General features: G+C 58.3%; 19 protein-coding genes. 4 read left to right on the top strand and 15 right to left on the bottom strand.

Features of this window, described 5'->3' with window-relative positions:
* The first annotated feature begins 42 nt into the window (after positions 1-42).
* From AC6I6U_RS15595 to AC6I6U_RS15585, 3 genes are all read left to right on the top strand, one after another.
* Entirely contained in the window at positions 43-2,229 is a 2,187-nt protein-coding gene (locus tag AC6I6U_RS15595; protein ID WP_497882797.1) for an ATP-binding protein, read from the top strand.
* 107 nt (positions 2,230-2,336) lie between these two features.
* A complete protein-coding gene (locus AC6I6U_RS15590) occupies positions 2,337-4,256 on the top strand; it encodes a GAF domain-containing hybrid sensor histidine kinase/response regulator (protein ID WP_497882796.1) in 1,920 nt (639 codons plus the stop codon).
* Between the two features lie 49 nt (positions 4,257-4,305).
* Positions 4,306-4,947 carry an HAD family hydrolase gene (locus AC6I6U_RS15585; protein ID WP_497882795.1) on the top strand — a complete coding sequence of 214 codons (642 nt, stop codon included), beginning with the start codon at positions 4,306-4,308 and terminating at the stop codon, positions 4,945-4,947.
* A 40-nt stretch (positions 4,948-4,987) separates the two neighbouring features.
* On the opposite strand, the gene ykgO is transcribed toward AC6I6U_RS15585, so the two are convergent.
* A complete protein-coding gene (gene ykgO, locus AC6I6U_RS15580; protein ID WP_497882794.1) occupies positions 4,988-5,134 on the bottom strand; it encodes a type B 50S ribosomal protein L36 in 147 nt (48 codons plus the stop codon).
* 358 nt (positions 5,135-5,492) lie between these two features.
* Here ykgO and AC6I6U_RS15575 point away from each other — a divergent pair, with 358 nt between their 5' ends.
* Positions 5,493-5,852: a hypothetical protein gene (locus tag AC6I6U_RS15575; RefSeq protein WP_497882793.1), complete on the top strand. Its 360-nt coding sequence runs from the start codon at positions 5,493-5,495 to the stop codon at positions 5,850-5,852.
* A 166-nt stretch (positions 5,853-6,018) separates the two neighbouring features.
* Here the strand turns inward: AC6I6U_RS15575 and AC6I6U_RS15570 are convergent, their stop codons facing one another.
* The 14 genes from AC6I6U_RS15570 to AC6I6U_RS15505 form a co-directional block, all read right to left on the bottom strand.
* Complete coding sequence (locus AC6I6U_RS15570; protein ID WP_497882792.1) at positions 6,019-6,576, bottom strand: lysozyme inhibitor LprI family protein; 558 nt, start codon at positions 6,574-6,576, stop codon at positions 6,019-6,021.
* Between the two features lie 62 nt (positions 6,577-6,638).
* Positions 6,639-8,105 (bottom strand): TolC family protein, encoded by a 1,467-nt coding sequence (locus AC6I6U_RS15565; protein ID WP_497882791.1) that lies wholly within the window; start codon positions 8,103-8,105, stop codon positions 6,639-6,641.
* Positions 8,106-8,140: 35 nt separating this feature from the next.
* Positions 8,141-8,974: a sulfotransferase family protein gene (locus AC6I6U_RS15560; protein ID WP_497882790.1), complete on the bottom strand. Its 834-nt coding sequence runs from the start codon at positions 8,972-8,974 to the stop codon at positions 8,141-8,143.
* 125 nt (positions 8,975-9,099) lie between these two features.
* Complete coding sequence (locus tag AC6I6U_RS15555; RefSeq protein ID WP_497882789.1) at positions 9,100-14,355, bottom strand: beta strand repeat-containing protein; 5,256 nt, start codon at positions 14,353-14,355, stop codon at positions 9,100-9,102.
* Positions 14,356-14,530: 175 nt separating this feature from the next.
* Positions 14,531-15,040, bottom strand: coding sequence for a hypothetical protein (locus AC6I6U_RS15550; RefSeq protein WP_497882788.1), 510 nt, complete (start codon positions 15,038-15,040; stop codon positions 14,531-14,533).
* A 482-nt stretch (positions 15,041-15,522) separates the two neighbouring features.
* A complete protein-coding gene (locus AC6I6U_RS15545; protein ID WP_497882787.1) occupies positions 15,523-16,944 on the bottom strand; it encodes an HlyD family type I secretion periplasmic adaptor subunit in 1,422 nt (473 codons plus the stop codon).
* Positions 16,931-19,084 (bottom strand): type I secretion system permease/ATPase, encoded by a 2,154-nt coding sequence (locus AC6I6U_RS15540; RefSeq protein WP_497882786.1) that lies wholly within the window; start codon positions 19,082-19,084, stop codon positions 16,931-16,933. Before AC6I6U_RS15540 ends, AC6I6U_RS15545 begins: the two co-directional genes overlap by 14 nt.
* Before the next feature lie 516 nt (positions 19,085-19,600).
* Entirely contained in the window at positions 19,601-20,464 is an 864-nt protein-coding gene (locus tag AC6I6U_RS15535) for a Fic family protein (RefSeq protein ID WP_497882785.1), read from the bottom strand.
* Positions 20,461-20,781 carry a hypothetical protein gene (locus AC6I6U_RS15530; RefSeq protein WP_497882784.1) on the bottom strand — a complete coding sequence of 107 codons (321 nt, stop codon included), beginning with the start codon at positions 20,779-20,781 and terminating at the stop codon, positions 20,461-20,463. Before AC6I6U_RS15530 ends, AC6I6U_RS15535 begins: the two co-directional genes overlap by 4 nt.
* 121 nt (positions 20,782-20,902) lie before the next feature.
* Entirely contained in the window at positions 20,903-21,493 is a 591-nt protein-coding gene (locus tag AC6I6U_RS15525; protein ID WP_497882783.1) for a TetR/AcrR family transcriptional regulator, read from the bottom strand.
* Between the two features lie 11 nt (positions 21,494-21,504).
* Complete coding sequence (locus AC6I6U_RS15520; protein WP_497882782.1) at positions 21,505-22,725, bottom strand: multidrug effflux MFS transporter; 1,221 nt, start codon at positions 22,723-22,725, stop codon at positions 21,505-21,507.
* Between the two features lie 113 nt (positions 22,726-22,838).
* Positions 22,839-23,027: a DUF1289 domain-containing protein gene (locus AC6I6U_RS15515; protein WP_497882781.1), complete on the bottom strand. Its 189-nt coding sequence runs from the start codon at positions 23,025-23,027 to the stop codon at positions 22,839-22,841.
* 3 nt (positions 23,028-23,030) lie between these two features.
* Positions 23,031-23,963 carry a CDF family Co(II)/Ni(II) efflux transporter DmeF gene (gene dmeF, locus AC6I6U_RS15510; RefSeq protein ID WP_497882780.1) on the bottom strand — a complete coding sequence of 311 codons (933 nt, stop codon included), beginning with the start codon at positions 23,961-23,963 and terminating at the stop codon, positions 23,031-23,033.
* A gap of 11 nt (positions 23,964-23,974) precedes the next feature.
* The gene (locus AC6I6U_RS15505; protein WP_497882779.1) at positions 23,975-24,250 is read right to left on the bottom strand and encodes a metal/formaldehyde-sensitive transcriptional repressor; all 276 of its coding nucleotides are present in this window, start codon (positions 24,248-24,250) and stop codon (positions 23,975-23,977) included.
* Positions 24,251-24,289 lie beyond the last annotated feature (39 nt).

The following is a 24,289-nucleotide window of genomic DNA, read 5'->3' as shown; positions in this document are numbered from 1 at the left end:
ACAGCCCTGCGCATCCGGCGTACAGGCGGCGATGGTAGACAAATGTCCGACAGCAATTCACTGCAACACCTGACGCGCGAAGAGCTGGAAGCCGAAGTGATGCGCTGGCGTGGCTACACCGGGACTGCCGATCAAGCCGTGCGACACGGTAGCGCCGTCGACCTGAATGCGATCCCCTCTTCGGTCGAGGCCCTGCGCCTGAACGAGCAACGCCTACGAACCGTCCTGAACACCATCGAAGCGGCATTCGCCATCGCCGAAGTCAAGTTCGACGAGCAGGACCGCCCGATCAACTACCGTTTCCTCGATGCGAACCCGGCGTTCGAGCGGCAATCAGGCGTGGACCTCAGGGGCAAGTGGGTCACCGAATACGCACCCGACCTGGAACCCTTCTGGTTCGAGGTCTATGGCCATGTCGCCAAGACCGGCGAACCGGCCACCTTCGAGAGCTATGCGACGACCTTCGATCGCTGGTTTGACGTGCGGGCGGTACAGGTGGGCAATCCGGCAGACCGCCAGATAGCCGTGTTCTTCAGCGATGTCACCCAGCGCCGGCGCGATCAGGAGCGCCTGCGGGAAAGCGAAGCGCTTGCCCGCGAAAACATCGAGAGGGTTCAACTGGCCCTGGAAGCCGGTGCAATCATTGGTACCTGGCATTGGGACTTGCTGACAGGCCTGTTCAGCATCGACGCCGCGTTCGCCCGTGCGTTCGGCCTGGACCCGGCGCTGGGGCAGCGTGGACTCAAGCACGAACAGATCGTCTCCACGGTCCACCCGGATGACCAGGAGGCCCTGACGGCGACAATCGACGAGGTGATCGCCAATGGCGGCGCCTACATACACCAGTATCGGGTCAAGCGTGACGATGGCCAGTATTACTGGATCGAGGCCAATGGCCGGGTCAACCGCGCGGCCGACGGCACGCCCTTGAGCCTGCCCGGCGTTCTCATCGATATCGAGAAACGCCGGGCCGTCGAGGATGAGCGTGACCACGCCATCGCGGAACTCATCGCCCTCAATGACACGCTGGAACAACGCGTGGAGGAGCGGACTGTCGAGCTGATGCAGGCGGAAGAAAAACTGCGCCAGTCGCAGAAGATGGAGGCGGTCGGGCAACTGACCGGGGGCCTGGCCCATGACTTCAACAATCTCCTGGCGGCCATTTCCGGCTCGCTGGAAATGACCGTGACCCGGCTGGCCCAGGGCCGGGTGGCGGAAACCGACAAGTACCTGATCGCCGCCCAGAACGCCGTCAGGCGCGCTACCGCCTTGACGCATCGGCTGCTGGCGTTTTCCCGCCGGCAAACACTCGACCCCCGGCCCACCGATGTGAACGCCCTGGTGCATGACATGAGTGAGCTGGTGCAACGCACGGTTGGACCGAGCATCCAGCTGGAAACCGTCGGCGGAGCCGGCCTGTGGCCTGCGCTGGTGGATGCCAGCCAGTTGGAAAACGCCATTCTCAACCTTTGCCTCAACGCGCGGGACGCCATGCCAGAGGGCGGTCGGATCACCCTGGAAACCGCCAACCGATGGATCGACCGGAAGGCAGCGGCGGCCTACGAAATCACCGAAGGCCAGTACCTGTCGCTCAGCGTGACCGATACCGGCAGCGGCATGAGCCCCGAGGTGGTCGCCAAGGCCTTCGAACCCTTCTTTACCACCAAACCCCTGGGACAAGGCACGGGCCTGGGCCTGTCGATGATCTACGGCTTCGCCAAGCAGTCCGGAGGGCAAGTGCGGATCTACTCGGAGTTGGGCATGGGCACGACCGTGTGCATCTACCTGCCACGCCATTACGGGGAACTGCAGATGGATGAGCCGGTGTCGGCTTCACCGGTGGAGGGGACAGGAAAAGCCGAGACCATCCTGGTCGTCGATGATGAACCCACCCTGCGCATGCTGCTCACCGAAGCCCTGGGCGCAAACGGCTACACGCTCATAGAAGCCGCCGACAGCATCGCCGGCCTGAAACTGTTGAGGTCCGATGTGCATATTGATCTGCTGATCACCGACGTCGGCCTGCCCGGCGGCATGAATGGCCGGCAGATGGCTGAAGCCGGAAGAGAGCTGCGTCCAGGCCTCAAGACCCTGTTTATCACCGGCTACGCAGAAAATGCAGCGATCGGTAACGGGCACCTTCCTCCCGGCATGCAGGTGCTCACCAAACCCTTTGCGCTGGAATCGCTGGTCGCTCGGGTTCAAGAGATGCTGATACATCAAGCCTGATCCAGGGAGAAGACGCCCTCGGCTTGCGCAACGCATACACCTGTCGCTCATAGTGACCTTTTACTGCTAGGCTGCCCACCAGATCGCCACGCTCCCCAGGAGCATTCATGCCCGCTCAAAACAACGCCAGCCTGTCCCAGGTTCTCGCATTACCACTGCTTGAGCCCGTCATATCCAACGATATCGAGCTCCTGCACAGCATCAGTATCGAGCTGATCAGTGAACAGAACCTGGAAGTCCTGTACGGGAAGATCGTCGACGCCGCCGTCACGATCACCGGCTCGCAGTTCGGCACGATGCAGCAACTCTGCCCCGATGACGATCCGTCAGGGCACGGCGGCAAGCTGCGGCTGTTGTACGCCCACGGCCTGTCGCCGGAGGCTGTTTGCTTCTGGCAGTGGGTCTCCCCCACCGCCATCAGTAGCTGCACCCAGGCGCTCAAATGCGGCCAGCGCGCGATCATTCCCGACTTTGAACGCTGGGCCACCATCGCTGGCACTGAGGATCTGCTGGCGTTTCGCCGGGCCGGCATACGCTCGGCACAAACCACCCCCCTGCTCTCGCGCAACGGCACGTTGCTCGGGATGATCTCCACGCACTGGAACGTGCCCCATACGCCCTCGGCCCGTGACCTGCGCCTGCTGGACATCCTGGCCCGGCAGGCGGCCGACCTGCTGGAAAGAACCGCCGCCGAGGAAGCGCTGCGCAAACGCGAACAGGAGCTTGCGCAAACCTGCCAGGCCCTGAAGGAAACGGAAGAGAAACAACGCCAGGCCGAAGCACAACTGCGCCTGTTGAACCAAACACTCGAACAGAGGGTGGTCGAGCGCTCGGCCGAGCTGTTCAAGGCCGAGGAACAACTGCGCCAGTCACAAAAGATGGAAGCCGTGGGTCAGCTCACCGGCGGCCTGGCCCATGACTTCAACAACCTGCTGACCGGTGTTCTCGGCTCCCTCGAGATGATGAGCCGAAGGATCCGCCAGTCTCGCATGGACGAACTGGACAAGTACGTCACCGCCGCTCACGGCGCCGCGACGCGGGCGGCCTCCCTGACCCAACGCCTGCTGGCCTTCTCCCGACGCCAGGTGCTGCAGCCTGACCGCATTGACGTCGACAGGCTGGTCAGGGGCATGATGGATTTGATCAAGCGCACGATCGGTCCGGGCATCACCCTTGAGGCCACCTCGCCAGCTCATCCATGGTCGACCTATGCGGATGCCGGGCAGTTGGAAAACGCCCTGCTCAACCTGTGTATCAACGCCCGTGATGCCATGCCCCATGGTGGGCTCATCCGGATCGAGGTGGCCAACGACCTGGTCGCCCACGACGCGCTGAGGAGCCACGCGATTCCTAATGGCGAGTACCTGCGCCTGAGCGTGACGGATAACGGCGCGGGCATGCCCCCTGAAGTCCTGGCTCATGCGTTTGAGCCGTTTTTCACCACCAAGCCGGTCGGCCAGGGCACCGGCCTGGGGCTGTCGATGATCTACGGCTTCGCGGAACAATCGGGAGGACATACGCGAATCGAGTCCCAGGAAAATGCCGGGACCACCGTCTCCATCTACCTGCCGCGCTTCAAGGAAACCGAACACCCGCAATGCCCGCCAGGCCCAGCACAAGCGATCGCTGCCGCCGGAGAGAGCGAAAGCATACTGCTGGTCGATAATGAGCCCACCTCACGCAGCCATGTCGCCGAAATGCTACGCCAGCTGGGGTACACCGTTCTGCAAGCCGAGGACAGCCCTGGCGCCTTGAAGATGCTCAGTTCAGGCGCCAGGATCGATCTCTTGTTGACTGACGTGGGTTTGCCAGGCGGCATGAACGGCAGGCAACTGGCTGAAGCAGGCATTGAGTCCAGGCCAGGACTCAAGACCTTGTTGATCACCGGCCATGCCGAGCAGGCGGCGATCAGGAGTGAAAACCTCCATGGCGAAATGCGCGTGCTGGCAAAGCCGTTCTCGGCAGAGACGCTCGGCACCCGCCTACGTGACAGTTTGAGCAGTGCCCGATCGCAGCAACACCTGTAAAGTGGCTGCCGGGTCCATCATCGCTTGCAATACGGAAGGAGCACCACCGATGCACAACGAGTCCAAGGGCATTGAAGCGGTTGTTTTCGATCTCGGCGGAGTGCTGGTCGACTGGAACCCTCGCCATCTGTATCGAAAGATCTTCGTGGACGACGACGCGGCGATGGAAGCCTTCCTGCAGGACGTCTGCAACACCGAGTGGAACGAGCGCCAGGACAGGGGACGCCCGTGGGCCGAGGCAACCTGTGAGGCCATTGCTCGCCATCCGTCCCATGAGCCGCAAATCAGGGCCTATCGCGAGCGCTGGGAAGAGATGCTCAATGGCGCTCTGGAGGGCACCGTGGAGGTGCTGGAAGAGCTCGATGGCGCTGGCGTAAAGCTGCTCGCCTTGACCAACTGGTCGGCAGAGACCTTCCACTACGCCGAAGAGCGTTTCGCGTTTCTCAAAAGATTCGCCGGCATCCTGGTCTCGGGCAAGGCGGGACTCATGAAGCCCGAGCCAGAGATTTTCCAGCTACTGATCCGTCGCCATGAACTGAACCCTTCACGCACGGTTTTCGTCGACGACGTCCAGAAAAATGTCGATGCCGCGATCGCCCAAGGCTTGCAGGCGGTTCGCTTCACCAGCGCTGCACAACTGCGCAAGGACCTGGCAAGGCTCGGCCTGCCAGTCGAAACTCCAGCGCAGTAACCGCGGCCAGTATCTGGCGAAGCTCGACTCGACGCCCCACTTACCCGCGCTTCTTCCTGACCCCTCCCTGGCGCGCCTTGAAGCGTGGGTTGCTTTTGCAGATGACATAGATCCGCCCGCGACGCTTGACCACCTGGCAGTCACGATGACGATTCTTGGCTTGCTTGAGGGATGACAAGACTTGCATGGGGACCTCCTTCGATATGTAATAACATTACGTTAACGCGAATCATTTGCATTGCGCAAGGGGGCATGCTCATAAACGCCTGAGCGATTTCTGCGACAAGGCGCGAAACGACCTATCGAAATTGCGTCGGTTTCCTGTGCCATAGAGGCTTCGGCCTGCCAGCTTCCCATTCACCGGTCGTTCAACCTGCGTACCGCTCGACACCTTTTATAGGCAGACAGCTTTTCGATGTTGGAATACATGGCCGCAGCTCAGTCAAACCTTTCATTTGAAAGTATGAGACCGCCTCGCTACGATCCACCTTCTCTATTGAGTCATATTGGCGCGTGGCTTCGATCGGGATAAAGGATATTCGTTCATGTCAGAGCACTACGTTCAAATTGCTTTTGGATTAACAGCCCTGCTTGGAGCAGCAACACAATGCATCAAGTACCGATCTGCCCAAAAAAAAGGGATATCCAGGTCCGAATACATCCTGCAGAGAGCCGGTGGCGCTGAGAAATTACTGAAAAAACTAAAGCGAAACAGACTAATCGCTTACACCCTCATCAGCAGCCCATTCGCCTGCTTTTTATTAACAACCAAAGCATTCACGTTCAATTTAGCCCTATTCTTTATATTTGAAATTATTTTGCTTCCTATAGCCTTGGTAATTTTATGGGACGCAAGAAATAGTCAGAAAATCGCCAAAAGTGCAGTAGAGAATCAGACCTCATAGGTGCGAAGTGAGCGCGACACATATGGTCAGGCTAGCACCCGCTGCTGGCTCACTCCATGGCTACCGTATAAGTACCTGTTTCCATACCCTCGGCGCACTCGAGCACCTCATAAGAGCCGAAGTGCTTTGTGCAACGCCTCACACTCACCTCACGATATAAAATCTCTCAACCTCCCCTAGGTAGATTGCTGAAAAAATCGATTCGTTTCTTTGTCTCCTCAATCGCACACTCGATAGAAAACACGTTCACCATCATATTATTACCTCCCTGCAGTCCACCGACATAGCTGCAGTGCTCATCTCTGAAGGTTTTCCATGCAATCTGTGCCTTCATCAACTGCCCTCTGGTTTTCCTCGTATCCCACTTATCTGTCTCGGGCAGCTTATCAAGGGCAGCCGTATAGCTGGAGTCCAACTGTTGCTCCAGTATCTTGAGTTTCTCTCCCGAGCACTGTGCCACGCCTAACGTATTGTTCAGAGAACAAGTCTCTTCTTCCGCAATCACACCCGAACAATAGATCATTCCAAGCGCACTGAAAGATATTAGCGCTCCAACCTTCATATATATGTTCATCCAATACCTTTCCCCGTCTAAAGATGCGTTGGTCTTGCAAAGCACTCCATAACTACTCCAAGCCTTTTTGGTTCTCCATCCCTTGGACACCTTCACTTCCCCCTGGGAAATTTTACCCATTTCAAAGTAGCCGTAGGAACCAATCAACACCAAACAGCGCACTCACCAATACCAATCGAAACGCAAATATTTGATGGAAGATGTGTTTCCAGTTATGGGTAAATAACCTTCAAGTCCAGACCTCCCAAACTCGATGCCAGTTGAATCCGCGCATTCTGCCAACCTGCCACGGCGCTGATCTGCTGCTGTTGAGCGTTGGCCAGGGCCGTCTGGGTGGTGATCACTTCGAGGATGCCGGTCACCCCCTTGGCATAACGCGCCTGCGCCGCCTCGAAAGACTGCCTGGCGCTTCCAAATACTTCCTGACTGGTGCGTACGTTCTCGGTGCCGACCTTCAAGGCCTGGTAGTCCGACCAGACGCTGGAAGCCACTTGCAGTTCAGCATCGCTCAGGGCCGCCTCCTTGCTCTCGATCTGCGCCTGTGCAACGTGGACCTGGTAGGTACGGGTAAACCCCTCGAAAAAAGGAATGTTCACCTCAAGCGCCACCGAGCGGTCACGTACCGTCTCGCCCGTGAACTGCTGGCCGGCGCCGGAGCTTTGTGGCTGATTGTCGTAGCTGTACTTGCCGACGAAGCTGATTGTCGGCCGGCTCTGGGCACGGACCACCTGTTCATTGGCCTGAGCCGCCGCCAACTCGGCGCGGGCAGCAATCAGAGAAGGGTGTCGTTGTTGAGCAGTCTTGAGCAAATCATCGACGGACTCTTCAAATGCCATGTCCGGGGGAGCCATGCCCTCCTCTCCCAGAAGATGCAGAGGCAGGTTGGGACGTCGTCCCATGTCGATCGCCACCTGCCCCATTGCACTCTTCCAGTCACCTTCGGCCTTGTTGCGATTGAAGGTGGCCTGGTAGTAGGAGGTTTGGGCCTGCAATTGATCGCTGACCGCTGCCACCCCATGGCGCACACGCAACGTGGCGGCGTCCAGGACCTGCTTGGCATCCGCCTCAATCTGCTGGGTCGCCTGCCGGTCCTGCTGCGCCACCAGTGCGGCGTAGTAGTCCTTCACCGTACTGGCAAAGACCGTCTGCAGGGCACTGTCCTGCTCGGCCAAAGCCGAAGCGAGTTTGCTCTGGGCATAGTCGACGCCCGCCGAACGGGCACCGAAGTCGTAGAGCACCCAGTTCAGGGTCATGACTGCGTTCTGGAAGTGGCTGTTGGACTGGACCTCAAAGGGATTGGATGAGGTGCCGTGGCTGGTCGAACTGTCCTTGGCCTCTTGCAGCGTCCCGCTGAGGGTCGGCAGGTAGGCGGCCTTGGACACACCCACCTGGGCGGTCTGAACCTTGACGTTCGCCCAGGCTTCACGCGTCTTCGGGTTATGGCACAAGGCACTGGAGACGATGTCCAGCAGGCTCAGATCGGCCTTCGAGTTGTCCATGCAGCCATCCACCGTGGGCGATGAATCGAACATATGATTGGCGGCGGTGGCCGGTACATCATCGAACTGGCGCAACGGATCGGACGGCCAAAATCCAGCCGCCGATACCGGCCCCATTCCGATCACCAGAGCGATGCACACGCCCAGATTGAACGACATCGCCTTACGAATTTTCAGCATGCTTTGCGCACTCACCCTAGCCTTTCACTTCTCACTCAGATGATCGTCACGCCACGCGTATTGAGCTCGGCATGGTTCCAGAAGCTGGTCGCTGAATAGCGCGCAAAGAGGTCGGGCGGAATGCACAGCGGGCGGGCCTGGTACTCGACGGATTTGCGCACGGAGTGCAGGCCGGGCATCCCCAGTTGAGCATCGTATTCAGGTTCGTCGTACACCACGTTCTGCAGGTCGTGCTCGAACCAAGGCTGGCCCAACTCGGCGTAGAGCCGCTCGAGGGTGCGCCGCGGCTCTTTGACCAGGTGATCGTAAGGGACCAGGATCAGGCGCTTGGCCTGCTCGCTGAACCACGCCTCACGCAGATTGCTCCAGGCCAGGCCGATGAGCCCCGTGTCTGAGTTCATCAGGGTTTCGGCCCGGGCATAGACGGAAGCGCCCGGTTGGAAGTTGAACATGCGCGACAGTTGCAGGGGGTTCTTGGCGAGCATGCGCTCGATGCTGTCGATGATCCAGCCGACCTCGCGGACGCAACAGATGATGCGCGATTGGGGGTACAGGGCTCCCCACAGCGCCGCCCTCCCCGTCCAGGTACGGTTGGTATCGAAGAGCACCCGGTCCTCGGGCATCCCGGAAACCTGATCGGTGTAGTACGACTCGACGACGGCGCGCAGGATCGACGCGCGCTTGCGGTCATCGAAAAAGCCGCCGAACTCACCGCCGCACATCTTGGTGTGTGTGGCGCCCACCAAAGCGGCAACCGGGCTGGTGATCGCGGCGGAAAAACGTGGGTTCTGGCGCAGCAGGGCCGACAAGAGCGTCGATCCCGAACGCGGTAAACCCGATATTGCATGAAACTGAGTAGCCAAGGGCACTCCTTGGGTGTTTGCGGCTTCAAGACGGCAAGCCGAAATCACCGTGCGCTGACAGGCGATACCCCTGGCGGCTGATCGCCGTCAGGGGTATCGAATAGATTGATGAAAGTAACGTGGGTCGGTAATCAAGCCGCGTGAGAAGAAGCGCTCAGCGTCACTTTCTGGTCCGCCAGAGAAGGCGGCAGCAAGGTGGTATCCGCTACCCCGCCGTCAGCACCAAACGTGGACATCGCCTGAATCAACTGGCTCACGCCACTGCCGCCCACGGGCGAGGTGTTGCTGCCCGCGCCATAGAGTGACCCGATACCAGCCAGGTCTGTTTGATCCAACGTCCGGTTGCTGGCGGTGAGCTGATAGTTCATCACCGAGTTCTGGTCAGCGTTGTCGGCAAAGCCCAGCGCGTGACCGATTTCATGCTGCAGCACCTGGGAAAGCGTGGCCTCGGTACCGGCGTAGATTTGCTGCCCATCGGCGCCCGTGGTCAGTGCATCCTGCGCCGTGTCTTCAACACGAATGATGGTGTTCGACTCCAGCTGGCCAGCTTTGGCCTGATAGCTGGTGTAGCCAATCACCCCAGTATTGGCGGTATCGAAATCGCCAAAGCCGATCCGGATGTTCGACTGCGAGGAGTCAGCCACCTCTTCGAAGGTGACGCCTGGCATCGCATCGGCCCAAGCGCCAAAGGCCGCCTGCACAACAGACTCCTCGGCACTGCCCATGTAGCCGGAGAACGGGGCAGCCTTTGTGCCCGCGCCATCGGCCAAGCTCCAGGTGATGACCTGCTGGTCCCATTTGACGCCCTCAAGCACGACAGAGCCCGAGCCTGCGGTGGGCGTCAACGCTGCAATGCTGGCTGCCTGGTGCTGGGCCGCCTCGGCTGATTGGGCGGCGGAGAAATTGCCGTGGCTCAGGTCGTATTGCGCGATAGAACCAATGTTGGCCCCCACACGAGAGGACACCAGCGACTGCGTGCCGGCAAAACCGTACCCGCCGCCATCATCCCCGCCGCCGTAGCTGCCCGGCAGGTCTTCCCCTGGTCCAGTGCCGGTATAACCGTAGCCACCGATAATGTTGCCCGAGCCGTCAGCGCCGGAGTAGACGGTGTCGGTTTCAACACCGCTACCACTCCAGTTATAAACGACCGAGGTGCCATCAGCGCGGTCATCGATGATCCGGTCATTGATGCCGGTCGCGGAGAAATTATCCTTGTTGCCCTGAACGACCATCGTGCTGTTATCGCCCTGTAGGGTGATCTGATCCGATGAGCCCTGTATCACGTTCCCCGAGCCATTGATCGAGACAGCTTTCCCGAAGGTAACGGTAATGGTGTTGTTGCCGCCGGACAGCACATCGGAAGAGCCATCGAGCGTGATGTTGCTGTTGATCGCGGAGATCGTGTTGTTGTTGCCGGTGATGACATCAGTGGCATTGCTATACCGGTTGCTGATGGTCAGGCTCTGCCCATTGGCCGAAATCGCGTCACCCGACCCCGTGATGACAGACCCATCACCCAGGACGCTAATGCTGTTGTTGCTGGTGGAGATACTGTCCGAGCCGCTGGCGGTAATATCGTTGCCACCGCCTACGACGTTGACCGCTGCCCCTGTGTCGAGAAAGACCTGGTTGCCTGTGGCATTGATGGTATCGGTGCTGAACTCACTGCCACCGGTGGTCCCAACGTGGATGAGATCCCCGGTGCTGGCATTGATGGTGTTAGCGCCCCAGCCGTCACTGGTCAGCGTGACATCCTTGCCCAGTGTGATGCCGTGGCCATAGCCATTGAGATTGACTGAGCTGCCATCTCCGAAGCTGAAGGAGTCGTAGTAACCGACCACATTCTCGTTTGCGCCGGTCATGGATACAGCGGCATGGCTAGCCGAGAGGGTTTCGTTCGAGCCCACCAGGGTTACGGCACTGTTATCGGCCGACACCGTGTTGCCGTCACCCATGATGACGTCGCTGGCACCACCACCGGTATTGGAGATAGACAGGCTTTCGCCGCTGGCAGAGATCGCATCACCTGCACCGGTGATTGCATCGCCGCCGCTCACCAGGTCCAGCGTGTCGTTGCTGGCGATGATGTTGTCGCTACCGTTGGCAGTGACGGTGTTGCCACTACCCACAACGTTGAGGGATGAACCACTGGCCAGACTGATGTTCTGGTTGTCATCCACATAAAGCCTATTGGTGAAGTAGTAGTCCGAGTTCACCGTTGCGCCGATAGACAAGATGTCATCGGAGGTCGCATAAATGGCGTTGAAGCCATCACCGACGCTGTTCAGACTCGACCCTGCCCCCAAGGAGATCGTATCCCCGTAGCTCGTCACCGATGCCGTGGTGTTAGGACCGAAGGTGACCGAGTTGTAGTTGCCAGCAACGGTTTCGTCCGTACCGGCCAGCGACAGTGTGTCAAAGGTGCCTGTAACCGACTCGCCAGAGCCCTCAAGGATCACGGCACTGTGGTCAGCCGACAAAGTGTTGTTGTCACCGGTGATGACGTCGCTTGCCCCTCCATTGTTCGAAATCGACAAGCTGTCGCCGCTGGCGGAAATTGCATCACCACCACCGGTGATGGAGTCGTTGCTACCCAGAATGTTCAGCGTGTCGTTGCTGGCCGTGACAACATCCCCGCCATCCACCGCCAGGGTATTGCCGTTACCCACCACGTTTACCAAGGCGCCAGTGCCCAAGGTGATGTCCTGGTTATCGTCCGTGTACAGCGTATCGCTGAAGTAGTAGCCCCAGTTCGCCACCGCATTCAAAAGCACCGTGGAGTCGGACGCTGCGTAGATGGAGTTGAAACCACTACCGGAACTGACCAGGCTCGAACCGGCGCCAAGAGTGACCGTCGCCCCATAGGTATCGAGAGAAGCGGTATCTCCCTCCCCAATGCTCACCGCGTCATAGTTACCCGAAAGGCTTTCACCCGATCCATCCAAGGTAAGCGAGCTGTTATTGGCCGAAATAGAGTTGTTATCTCCCACGACAATATCGCTCGCGCCACCAGACCCTGTTGTAATGCTCAGGCTGTCGTTACTGGCGTTGATGGTATCGCCTGCTCCCGAAATCGCATCGCCCGATCCCAGGAAGGTGAACGTATCGTTGCTGCCGTACACCGCATCACCGCCAGCGCCAGTAACCGTATTTCCTGCTCCGACAATATTGACGTAGACGCCGCTGTCCAAAGCAATGTTCTGGTTGTTGGAGACGTTCAGCGTATCGGTGTAATAAGAGTCATAGCCGATGGTGACCCTGTCGTCAGAGGTCGCGTAGATGGTGTTGGAACCGTCACCATCACTGGTCAGCGTCGCACCGGCCCCCAGGCTGATTGAAGCGCTGTAGGTATGCAAGACAGCCGATGCAGCGTCGTCCAGAGTGATGGTTTCGAAGTTGCCAGAGACAGACTCGCCGGTACCAGAGAGCTCAACGGTGTCACTGCTCCCGGTGACGGTCTCACCCGATCCCTGCAAGCTCAGTACACTGCTGTAGGCTGAAATGGAGTTGTTATCCCCCATCACTACGTCCGCGGCACCAGTGGCTCCCCCCGAAATGAACAGTGAGTCGTTACTGGCAGAAATCGTGTCGCCGGAGCCGGTCACTGAGTCGCCGGAGCCCAGGAACGTGAACGTATCACCGCTACCCGAAATGGTGTCACCACCGGCGCCAGTGAGCGCGTTACCCGCCCCCACCAGATTGAGGTAAACGCCGCCGTCCAAGGCGATGTCCTGATTATTGGAAACGATCAGGGTGTCGGTGTAGTAGGAATCGTTGCCGATAGTGAGCTTGTCGTCAGCGGTGGCGGTGATGGTGTTAGAACCGTCGCCATCACTGATCAGGGCCACACCATCGCCTAAGGTGATCGAGGAGCCATAAGTGTGCAGCGTGGCAGAACCACCATCATCCAGGTGGATGGTATCGAAGTTGCCTGAGACCGATTCGTTGCTACCCGAGAACTCGAGGGTATTACTCCCCCCAACGAGGGACTCATCCGAGCCATCCAGGGTCAGCACACTGCTATTGGCCGAGATAGAGTTGTTGTCACCGATCACTACATCCGCAGCATCACTGGTTCCACCCGAAATAAACAGAGAACCATTACTGGCAGAAATCGTGTCGCCGGAGCCGGTCACCGAGTCGCCAGAGCCCAGGAACGTGAAAACATCACCGCTGCCCGAGATAGTGTCTCCACCGGCACCTGTGAGCGCGTTGCCCGTCCCCACAAGATTGAGATAGACGCCACCGTCCAACGCGATGTCCTGGTTGTTGGAGACAATCAGTGTGTCGGTGTAGTACGAGTCGTTGCCGATGGTCAGCTTGTCGTCAGAGGTCGCCGTAATGGTATTGGAGCCGTCGCCATCGCTGATCAGGGCCACACCATCGCCTAAGGTGATCGAGGAGCCGTAGGTGTGCAGCGTGGCAGAGCCACCATCATCCAGATGGATGGTATTGAAGTTGCCTGAGACTAACTCGTTGATACCAGACAGCTCAAAAATATTACTCCCGCCAACGAGAGACTCACCAGAGCCCATCACTGTCAGCGTGCTATTAGTGGCCGAAATGAGATTTTTATCGCCTGTTAACACATCAGGCGCGTCACCTGATGGGGTCGATATGATCAGACTGTCATTGTTCGCCGAGACGTCATTGCCAGAGCCGGAGAGCGTCAGCGAGCTATTCGGCTCAAGATTTACTTGAGCATCATCAAGCGACGTAGTCATTCCTTGGCCAGCGACTGTAGCCGTTTGCTTGCCGTCCCCGTCGGTGTCTAGCTCCATAGCGCCAGTGCCGCTTTGATTAGTGGTAAGCGCGACGGTGGGGTCACCTGGGAGGGTGTTATCTTGAATAGTAGTTGTCGAGTCACCCAAACTGTCTATTGTATTTTTTAGTCCAGACCCGTCTGGTGCCTGCATCGCATCCTGTTGCGATTGCAAGTAGCTGTTTAACTGATCCTGCGTAGTCGGCAATACGTTATCACTTGCCGGCGTCTCAGTACCAAATACGCCAACATCCGTTGGTAGCGGTATATTGGCAGCCGCCAGTGCAGTATTCGCGACACTGTTTGAATTCTGTGTGGCAGGTGAATAGGTGAGTCCTAGCGCCTCAATATCTTGATACGTCGAGACAATTTTTTGCCATTGGGCGCTCAGATCATCCCCAGTAGCGAGGACTTGCTGTTTATAAGGAGTACCTGCATCTGCATTAACCCCCCCAGTCACAGGATCGTTTTTAGGAACTACGTCCACGCCTCCAGTAGGGCTTGTGTCACCGGGGTTGAATGCGCCATTCCCTTCGACCTTTAGAGTGCCCCAAACAGAAGGAGTATTGTAAATTACATCATTCGCAGCCAGCGCAATGTTCCCTACCGTCTGGACCGGGTTCATATCCAGCTTGGCGTTTGCTGTTGTAGGCCCTGCCGAAATATAGTAAGAGCCTTGGGGGGTTGTATATATCAATGTCTGGTGATATGTCATAACCCCCAACAAAGATTTTACAGGAACGAATGCCACCGATATTGAAGATCCACTTCCAGAACCTGACATAGAAACCTCCATTCACCTAAAGATGCGTTGATCTTGCAAAGCAGTACATCATTTTCCCGAGCCTCTTGGGCTCACCACTGCTCTGGTCTGGCCTGAAAGTAATTTCAAACACAGTATTCGATATCAGAGAATCATCTAACAAAAAACCACTTCCCATGTCCTGCCTATCAGGACTATCCGCTGGTAGATTGTGATTGTAATCCGGCACTAGGACACTCTCTCCTTTGTGGCGCGCGCGCGAGCCAGCAGCCCTCATAACCGTCTCAATATCAGAAAAAAGCATTCCTGCTGGAAAATATTTATTGCAGACATCCGTTAAAATATAGGTGCGCCGGGACTCCTGATTTACCATTTTTTTAAACTCGCCTTGTATTTCTTCCTTGAACTCTCGCCCCCTAATCTGAAGTTCGCTACTACCCGCCACCTCAACCGAATTTTCATCGGACTCACGAAAAAATACAGCCCATATCAAGACGACTGAAACAACACAAACGAGCGTAAACTTCATACCTCTGGTGATTTTCATTTAGTAATCCACCTCAAACACAGCCAAACCCTAGCAAGTCGAAAGCAGGCAACGATCAATTCAGCGGATACGAACAACCACCCTCCCAGATCGACCGCTTCTGCGTGAACAAACCTCAAAAGTTACCTTAACGAACCTCTCGATCTTTTCTCTCTCAGTCTCTAGCTCGTTAGGCATTTGAACTTTTCCCAAACTCCAAAAAGTGTCATATCGAGACTTCCCCATCGGGCCGAACCTTAGAGATTCAAGCACATTTACTCTAATATTCCCTTCACCCTTCCAATACACCCCAAATCTATGATGCCGACAAGCCATATCCGGCGCCTGAATGTGCCAAATGAACATTCTTCGCCTACGATCGATAGTCCAAGATGTCGGATGAACTCGCTACTTCATTCACAAAAGGCATGACCAACCCTCAAATCCCGACCATCCATTAATCAGAAAACCGCTCACCCAAAACATCTTCAGATAAGATAGGTCTATCGTTCTCTCAACGCTTCGCTCTCGTACCTCAGCAACGGTGTCAGCATGTATTCGATAATCCGTCGCTGCTCGGTCTTGACCTCCACCGAACTGGTCATCCCCGGCTCCAGCTGAATGCGCTTGCCATCGGCGACAATCTCATGCGCCCCAAGTTGGATACGGGCCGGATAAACCAGTCCCAGCTTTTCGTCCTTCACCGAATCCTGCGAAATCGACATGACCTTCCCAGTGATCGTCCCGTAGTGGGTGTACGGAAAGGCGTCCAGCTTGATCTCGGCCTCCTGCCCTGCGCGAACAAAGCCAATGTCGCGGTTGAGAATCTGCGCATCCACTTCCAGCCCAACATCGTCAGGCACGATCACCAGCAAGGCTTGGGCCGGCGTCACCACCCCACCGATGGTGTGCACCGCCAGTTCCTGGACAGTCCCGCTCACCGGAGCGGTCAAGTGGGTTTGACCCTGCCGTTGGCGGGACTTGGTTTCATCACCCTGGTCCTGGGCGAGTTGCTGTTGCGCCTGGTTGAGCAGGTCGAGTTGCTCACGCCGAAACTGGGCGATCGCCGTATCAATATCGTCGCGCTGTTCCTGGATGGTGGCTTGCAGTTCCTTGGCGTAGCTCTGCTGCCCGGCCAACTCCTGCTCCTGCTCGATACGGGCCTGCACCTTTTCAAGGTAGGCGTGCCGTGGCACGTAGCTTTGCTGCAGCAGGGTTTTGTAGTCCTCTTCCTCCGCTCGGGTCATGGGCAAGGTCTGCTGCAGGCTGCTGATCTTGTGCTGGGTGGTCTGCAGTTCCTGCTGGCGCTTCTGCAGCTCAGAACGCAGACCGGTGAGCTTGCTTCGTTGCTCGTAGAAAGCACTCTCGGCAAATCGTTGGGTATCGCGCTGGCGATCCTCGCTCGCATCCTGAACCACCTCGACCATTGGCGCCCGGTTGGTCGTTTGGGTGTCCAGCAGGGCCTGGGCACGGTTGATCACCAGCATCGCGTCGATTCGGGCCATCCTGGACTTGCTGACATCAGCGGTGGCCTCGGTCGGGTCCAGGTCGATCAGCGCCTGCCCCTGGGTCACGTGCTGGCCGTTGTCGACCATGATCGCCTTGACGATGCCCGCTTCGAGCGGTTGGATGGTCTTGCTGTTGCCATTGGGCACCACCTTGCCCTCTGCCACGGCCACCACATCCAGCTTGCCGACGATGGACCAGATCAGGGCGATTGCGAACAGCAGCATCAACATCCACATCAAGCCACGCCCAATGGGCGACGCTGGCGTTTCGAGTACCTCCAACGCTGCGGGCAGAAACTCAACCTCATCGCGCCTTCGCTGCACGCTATTGCCCTGGGCTTTCTCAACTTCAAGGGCTGCACGGACTATGTCGCGGTAATGCCGCAACCGGGGGAACAAGCGATCAAGCAGCGACATGGAGATGCCCCGTCTGATGGTGCCACAGCGAGGCATAGCGGCCGTTCTGTTCGAGCAGTTCCTCATGGCTGCCCTCTTCGACGATGGCGCCCTTCTCGACGGTGATAATGCGCTGGGCGATCCTGACGGCGGACAGGCGGTGGGCGATGATGAACACCGTGCGCCCCTTGCAGATCTGGTGCATGTTGCCGTGGATGATGGATTCCGACTCGGCGTCAAGTGCCGAGGTCGCCTCATCGAAGATCAGGATCTTCGGCTGGGTCGCCAGGGCCCGAGCGATCGCGATGCGTTGCCGCTGCCCGCCGGATAGTCCAGTGCCCCGCTCGCCCAGTTCGGTGTCGTAGCCCTGGGGCAGCTCCAGAATGAAATCGTGAGCGCCGGCCAATTCCGCAGCTTCGACCACCTGCTCGAAGGCCATACCGGGCGAAGCGAAGGCAATGTTGTCGCGCACCGTGCCCTTGAACAGCATGTTCTCCTGCAGGACCACGCCGATCTGCCGACGCAGCGATGCGGGATCAAGTACCGACAGGTCCATGCCATCGATCAGCACCCGCCCGCGTTCCGGTGAGTACAGGCGCTGAATCAACTTGGTCAGGGTGCTTTTGCCAGACCCGGAGGGGCCAACGATGCCGATCACGCCGCCGGCCTGCACCGTCAGTGAGAGTCCACGCAGGATCTCGGGGCCATCGGCGCGGTAGCGAAACACCACTCTATCGAACACCACTTCGCCTTTGACGGGCGGCATGGACGCTTGTCCGGCAGACGCTCCGGATTCGGCCTTGTTGTCGAGAATGTCGCCCAGCCGGGCCATGGACAGTCGTACCTGCTGGAAGTCCTGCCACAGTTGCGCCAGGCGCAGAATGGGCCCGCTGACGCGACCGGAGAGCATGTTGAAGGCGATCAACTCGCCGACCGACAGGTCGCCACCGATCACCAAGCGAGCCCCGAACCACAGCAATGCCGCCGTGGTGAGCTTGCTGATCAGGGAGGCCACCTGATTGGCAGAGCTGGAGAGGTTTGAGGCCTTGAAGGCGCTGGAGACATAGGCGGCCAGTTGCTCCTCCCAGCGCCGTTGCATCAGGGGTTCGACGGCCATCGACTTGAGGGTTTCGATACCGGTCACCGACTCGACCAGGAACGACTGGTTTTCCGAGCTGCGACGAAACTTCTCATCGAGCCGGGCCTTGAGCACAGGCGTCACCAGGACCGACAAGGCGACATAGCACGGCAGGGAAATGAACACGATCAGGGTCAGCCAAGGCGAGTACGTCAGCATCACCGCGAAGAACACCAGGGTGAAGAACATATCCATCGCCACCGTCAGCGCGTTGCCGGTGAGGAAGTTGCGGATGTTTTCCAGCTCGCGTACCCGCGCCACGCTGTCGCCTACTCGCCGGGCCTGGAAATAGGCCAAGGGTAACCCCAGCAGATGGTTGAACAGACGCGCGCCCAGTTCGACGTCGACCCGGTTGGTGGTGTGGCTGAAGACGTAGGTACGCAGACCACCCAACAGCGCTTCGAACACGGAAATGGTGATCAGGCCAAACACCAGAACATCCAGGGTCGACATCGACTTGTGCACCAACACCTTGTCGATGACCACCTGCATGAATAATGGCGAAACTAAGCCAAACAACTGCAGGAAGAACGACCCTGTCAACACTTCCACGAATTGCTTGCGGTACTTGACGATCGACGGAATAAACCACGACAGGTCAAACTTCCCACCACCTTGCACCAATACCGCCCGCGAAGTGACAAGAATCAAACGACCGGACCAGACTTTTTCGAAGTCACTCGTACTGATCTGGAAGGTTCGTTGTTGCACTTCATCGTGCAGCAGCAACTGCTCGTTCACGCACTTGGCCAACACCAGATAACGGCCATCACTCATCTCGACAATGGCCGGGAGTGGAGTCTGCGCAAAGCGGCTGATCGGGGTGCTGGTGGCGCGTGCCTTGAGGCCGACCTGTCGGGCCAGGCGCACCAGGGTCAGGGTATCGACCGGCGTGGACAGGCCGGACAGGTGCCTGAGGCGTTCAACACTGACCGCCACGCCAGAGAGCTGGGCAATGACCACCAGAGAGGCAAGGCCACTGTCGACCCGGTTGGATTGAGCGGGCTTGGGGGCCCTGTCCATTGATGCGCTTCCTGACACAAAGATTCCCTAGGCCAGCATTCCTGCCAGACTTCGTAACAAGCCAGATACTTAATAGCGCTTCAATGCTGTTGGATGAACAAGCCAGCCGAAAGAGCGCCTGAAATGCCCTCCGCCCACCTGTGCCAATCAGGTTTGGAGTTTTATCAAAACGCCATATTTCTAACAGGCCGCACGGTGCTTTTCCTTCGATTTTTCTCGCAAGCACACTTTTTAACATTCCCATTCAGCCAGGGTTCAGAATGGGAAAAACAGATGAAATTTGCTGGCCAAGCACTTAAACTGGAATAATTGTTGCTATATACAGATAATAATTTTTCCGAAACTTATAAGATGAAATTTTTTTCATTTTCGAGTGAAGCCCAAAATAAGTGCATCACTCAATAAACCGGCAACTCACCGAAATGAAAAACCGCTGCAGGGTAGAGTCACCACGATGCGAGCCCTGAAACATCACATGCCAGGAAGGCGAAATCCTCTCGCCAAAAGCAACCTCGCCTATGAACCACTCTTCCAGTTCTTCATGGTCCGGTCGCTGTCAAACATGCTGAACGACCATTCACTGCCGTGCTTTTCCTTCTGGAACAGGCCCAGGTCAACCAGGCCATTCAGAACGCTGGCGGCAGTGTTGTAGGCACAGCCAAGGTTTTCCCTTGCATCCGTCACGGTAAATACCGTCTCGACCCCTTGCCTGGCCACGTTGAATACAACCCGCTGCCTCTCGGACGATTTTGAGTAAAGCCCGGACTTGTACAGGAACGTGTTGAACTGCGAGATGGATTCAACCGCCTGCTCGTAGGTGTTTTTGAATTTGCTGATCGATCGGGTAATGATCCGGCACTGATAGTCCAGGAAATACGTGAGATCCATCTGGTCCGTCTCAGTGTAGAGATAGCTCTTGCCGTACTGAAGCGGTGCTGCCTTGAGCAGCGTACTGATAGCGATGTACCTGAAGGTACTGAAGCCCTTCTTGAACATGAACCAGTAGAACAACGACCGGGCCACCCGACCATTTCCATCCTGAAGCGGGTGCTCATAGCCGATTGCGAAGTGCAGGATGATTGCCTTGATCAACGGGTGCATGTACTCCTTGCTGAGCACATCCGTATGATGTTGATTCACCCAGCGGCACAAGGCGGCAATCCTGTCAGGCAAGCCGTCAACCGGTGGAGGTTGATGCATGATTTCGCCATTACCCTCAACAACCACGTTATCCGTGGTCTTGAATGCTCCCGGATGGTACCTGTCGTCATCGATGCCCTCGACACCGATCTGGTGCAGTTCCTGGATAAGCGCCGGGCTTAGATCCCTGTCCCTGTTTTCCCAGGCAAAACTCATCATCCTGAAATTGCCGATGATCATGTTCTCGTCGACTGAACGGGGTACTTTTTTCTCTTCAACAATTCCTTGGCGGCTTTGGTCGTCGTTGCTGCACCTTCCAACTGGCTGCTGCTGATCGCCTCATCCTCGACCAGGTCATTGAGCAAGTACTCGAGGTGCTTGCCCTCGCCAATCTTCGTGCACATCCACTCCAGCGCGGCGGTGGTGGTGTGCTGGTCACAGGTGGACACCGCCAGGTGCATCGCCGGCGTATAGAGATAACGACAGGCCTGCTCGGGCTCGCCCAGATTGATGGCGGGGCCAAGGTGGTTGTTCCGGGCGAACTTGATGACGGACAATGCCTGGCGACCTTTTACTTCCTGCGATTGTTCCACGGGTAATGCAGGACAAGCCCCAGGCAAACCAGGCCACCGGCAATGGCATAGCCAATCAGACTGTTATCCATCTTCGCTCCCCCGACTACAGACGCTTGAACAACTGCGAGTACAAGCCCCGAAACGCCTCAAGACGCCGGAAATAGCCCTCGTCATTGCCGTAGATCAGCTCGACATGAAGGCTGTCGATCACCGCCATGTAGGCTTCGACGAGCCAACTGCGCAGGTCCTGCGCCACGTGCCGATGCTCCAGGACGAAGACGTCCTCGAAACGCCCACGCAGGAACGCCAGGTAGTCATTGAATCCCCCCATCACCACCTCCCTGAGTGGCTGAGGCGGATAGAACGCCGCCCGCAACAAAAACCGCAGGGAATCGTTTTCCGTATAACGGTCCCGCAAGCGACACCAATAGCCTTCGCCCAACAACCCTGCCGTATCCTCGCGAGGCCCGAACTGCACGCGCACATGCTGGGTCTCCGCTTCCAGTGCCAGGCCCAGCGCTGCCCGGTAGAGGTCGTCCTTGCTGGCGAAGTGAGCGTAAAGCGACGCTTTCTTGAGCCCGGCCAATAGCGCAATGTCGTTCATCGAGGCCGCGTCATAGCCGTGCTCGGCAAAATGGCTCAGGGCCAGTTGCGCGATACGCCCCGCTGCCGGGCTCAAATCGTTCGAAGTCATACACCCTCCATTCAATGTCCGGCCAGATTGTAAGACTGCGACGCACCAGCGGGCACGCTGATTCTGGTCACCCCGCAGACCAGCAAGGTACTGGCCACCAGCAAGCCTGCCCACGCCACCGCGCCATGCTCCAGGACCAGGCCGGCCAGCGGCGTGGCGGTGGAGGAAACCGACAGTTGAAACGCGCCCAGCAATGCCGCCGTCGAGCCCAGGGCCTTGTCCTGGGAGGACATCACCAGCGACATCAAGGTCGACTCGGCAATACCCAGACCAAACAACGCCACGGCCATGCCGGCGACAACGCCGAGCAGCCCGGCCCCCAGCATCGTCGATGCCAGGACAACCAGCGTACCGGCCGCCATGCAGCAGACACCGAGCATCGACAGTCGGCCAAGCCCCAGGCGGCTGACCCATTTACCCGCCAGCATCGCCCCCAGCAGGATCGTCACCCCGGTGGCCCCAAAGACCAGGCCAAAATCCTGCGGCCCCAGGCCATAGATTTCCTGGTAGACCAGCGGCGCACCACCGATGTAGGCGAAAAGGAAAAAGAACACTGCGGCGACCGCCAGGGTCGGCATCAGGAACTTGCGATCACCGGCAATCGCCAGGTAGGTCCGGCAGGCTGCGCCCAGATGCAGTGGCTCGCGCTTGTGCGCGGGCAGCGTCTCCGGGAGCGCCAGCCAACTGTTGCACAACACCGCCAGGCCGAGGCCCGCCAACACCAGCATGACCGCCCGCCAGCCGAAGTGGGTATCGATGAAGCCACCCGCCGCCGGCGCCAGGATCGGCGCCAGTCCCTCGATGGTCATCAACATGGCGAACAGCTTGGTCGCCGTCACGCCGTGGCTGAGGTCACGCACCATGCTCATGATCACCACCAGTGTCAGCGCGCTGCCGAGCCCCTGCACGAAGCGCAAACCGATCAGTATCTCCAGCGTCGGCGCCGAGGCGGCGCCCAGCGAGCAGACCGTGAAAATCGCCAGGCCGACCAGCAACGGCTTGCGCCGGCCATAGGCATCCACCACCGGACCGAACAGCAGTTGCCCGGCGCCCATCGCCAACAGGAAAAACGTCAGGGTGAGCTGCACGCTGGCAAAGCTCGCCCGGTACGCCCGGGCGATTTCAGGAAGGCTGGACAGGTACATATCGACGGCTGACGGACCCAGCGCGCCGATCAACCCCAAGGCAATGGCAATGCGCACCGGCACGGCATTGTCGTTAGAACTGCTCATTTCAGACCTCCAGATTAACCTACCGACCGGTCGGTCGTAAGGTTTGGCGATCCTATAGTGGCCCCACTCTCGCGTCAACCTACTGGAGCGGAGTGCAATTTCGCCGCTGGCGACTAGCCCTTGTTTTTCTTCTTGGTGATGCTTTTCATGCGAGCGCTGGCCTTCTGCACCGTCGCCATTTTTTCCGGGCGCTTCATGCCGCGCCACTTGCGGATTTCCTCGCGGGTGCGACCGCAGCTCACGCACATTTCGCTGTTCAACTGACACAGTGAAACGCAGGGGTTTTCAATGTCCTTTGCCATGGATCAAGCCGCCCGGTATTCGACCGTCAAGTGGGTCACTTCATGCACCGGCTTCAAGGCCGTGCGCACATCGTCGGCCGACCACTGCGCCGAGCCCTGCACACTGACGATGGCGGCACGGGCATCCGGGCCGACGCGCCAGACATGCAGGTCGATGATCCTGAGCTGGCCCGATTGATCGAGCAGTTCACGGATCTCTTCGGCAACGTGTTCGTCGGTCTTGTCCAGCAGCACCGAAGCGGTGTCCTGCATCAGCGTCCAGGCCCAGCGCGCAATGACCACCGCGCCGACGATGCCCATCACCGGATCGAGCCAGACCCAACCGAGGTACTTGCCGGCCAACAGCGCAACGATGGCCAGCACCGAGGTGACCGCATCCGCCAGTACGTGGACGTAGGCCGAGCGCAGGTTGTTGTCTTCCCCGTGGGCGTGCCCGTGGTGAGAATGATCATGGGAATGGCCATGGCTGTGGCCGTGATCATGACCGACACCACCCGCCAGCAGCAGCGCACTGACGATGTTCACGATAAGGCCGATGACCGCGATCAGCGTCGCCGTGCCGAACTGCACCTGGGTCGGTTCCAGCAGGCGCATCACCGACTCGACGCCAATCCCCAGCGAGATCAGCCCAAGGATCAGCGCCGAGGCGAAGCCGCCAAGGTCGCCGACCTTGCCGGTGCCGAAGCTGTAGGCGGCATTCCCGGAATGCTTGCGCGCAAAGGCGTAGGCCGCCGCCGCGATACCCAACGCCCCGGCGTGGGTGGCCATGTGAAAACCGTCGGCCAGCAAGGCCATGGAGCCGGTGATGTAGCCGGCAGCAATCTCGCCCACCATCATCACGACGGTGAGGATCACCACCCAGAGCGTACGCCGGGCGTTGTCATCGTGGCCAGCGCCGAGAAAATCGTGGCTGTGCCGGTAGTCCGTGGTGCTCATGTCGGTTTCCCTCACTTCGAATAACGACGGATGGCTTCGAGCAGTTCCTCGACGCCTTGCGTGCGCTCTTCGTCGGTGAGGCCGGCCTTGGCGACATGCTCACGGGCGTGGTCTTCGATGATCTCGTCGAGCAGCCCATTGATCGCGCCACGGGTGGCAGCCACCAGGTGCAGGGTCTTGGCGCAGTCCGCCTCGCCCTCCAGCGCCCGCTCGATGGCCTGCACCTGGCCGGCAATGCGCTTGACCCGCTTGAGCAGGTCATCCTTGTTGGACTTGACGTGACCCATAGCATACCCCCCTACCCTATATTGGAGAGCATGATGCCG

It is taken from the genome of Pseudomonas sp. UTLPPB19802 (assembly GCF_059730225.1).
The sequence above is the reverse complement of the archived record's forward strand: the minus strand, read 5'-3'. Positions and strand labels throughout refer to the sequence as shown.

Excerpts from the sequence above, each read along its gene's own strand:
- AC6I6U_RS15590 (WP_497882796.1), top strand. The coding sequence starts at position 2,337 with ATGCCCGCTCAAAACAACGCCAGCCTGTCCCAGGTTCTCGCATTACCA.
- AC6I6U_RS15520 (WP_497882782.1), bottom strand. The coding sequence starts at position 22,725 with ATGAGCAGTTCTAACGACAATGCCGTGCCGGTGCGCATTGCCATTGCC.
- AC6I6U_RS15525 (WP_497882783.1), bottom strand. The coding sequence starts at position 21,493 with ATGACTTCGAACGATTTGAGCCCGGCAGCGGGGCGTATCGCGCAACTG.
- AC6I6U_RS15585 (WP_497882795.1), top strand. The coding sequence starts at position 4,306 with ATGCACAACGAGTCCAAGGGCATTGAAGCGGTTGTTTTCGATCTCGGC.
- AC6I6U_RS15545 (WP_497882787.1), bottom strand. The coding sequence starts at position 16,944 with ATGTCGCTGCTTGATCGCTTGTTCCCCCGGTTGCGGCATTACCGCGAC.
- AC6I6U_RS15595 (WP_497882797.1), top strand. The coding sequence starts at position 43 with ATGTCCGACAGCAATTCACTGCAACACCTGACGCGCGAAGAGCTGGAA.
- AC6I6U_RS15535 (WP_497882785.1), bottom strand. The coding sequence starts at position 20,464 with ATGATCATCGGCAATTTCAGGATGATGAGTTTTGCCTGGGAAAACAGG.
- dmeF (WP_497882780.1), bottom strand. The coding sequence starts at position 23,963 with ATGAGCACCACGGACTACCGGCACAGCCACGATTTTCTCGGCGCTGGC.
- AC6I6U_RS15540 (WP_497882786.1), bottom strand. The coding sequence starts at position 19,084 with ATGGACAGGGCCCCCAAGCCCGCTCAATCCAACCGGGTCGACAGTGGC.
- AC6I6U_RS15550 (WP_497882788.1), bottom strand. The coding sequence starts at position 15,040 with ATGAAAATCACCAGAGGTATGAAGTTTACGCTCGTTTGTGTTGTTTCA.
- AC6I6U_RS15555 (WP_497882789.1), bottom strand. The coding sequence starts at position 14,355 with ATGAACCCGGTCCAGACGGTAGGGAACATTGCGCTGGCTGCGAATGAT.
- ykgO (WP_497882794.1), bottom strand. The coding sequence starts at position 5,134 with ATGCAAGTCTTGTCATCCCTCAAGCAAGCCAAGAATCGTCATCGTGAC.
- AC6I6U_RS15515 (WP_497882781.1), bottom strand. The coding sequence starts at position 23,027 with ATGGCAAAGGACATTGAAAACCCCTGCGTTTCACTGTGTCAGTTGAAC.
- AC6I6U_RS15565 (WP_497882791.1), bottom strand. The coding sequence starts at position 8,105 with ATGCTGAAAATTCGTAAGGCGATGTCGTTCAATCTGGGCGTGTGCATC.
- AC6I6U_RS15505 (WP_497882779.1), bottom strand. The coding sequence starts at position 24,250 with ATGGGTCACGTCAAGTCCAACAAGGATGACCTGCTCAAGCGGGTCAAG.
- AC6I6U_RS15575 (WP_497882793.1), top strand. The coding sequence starts at position 5,493 with ATGTCAGAGCACTACGTTCAAATTGCTTTTGGATTAACAGCCCTGCTT.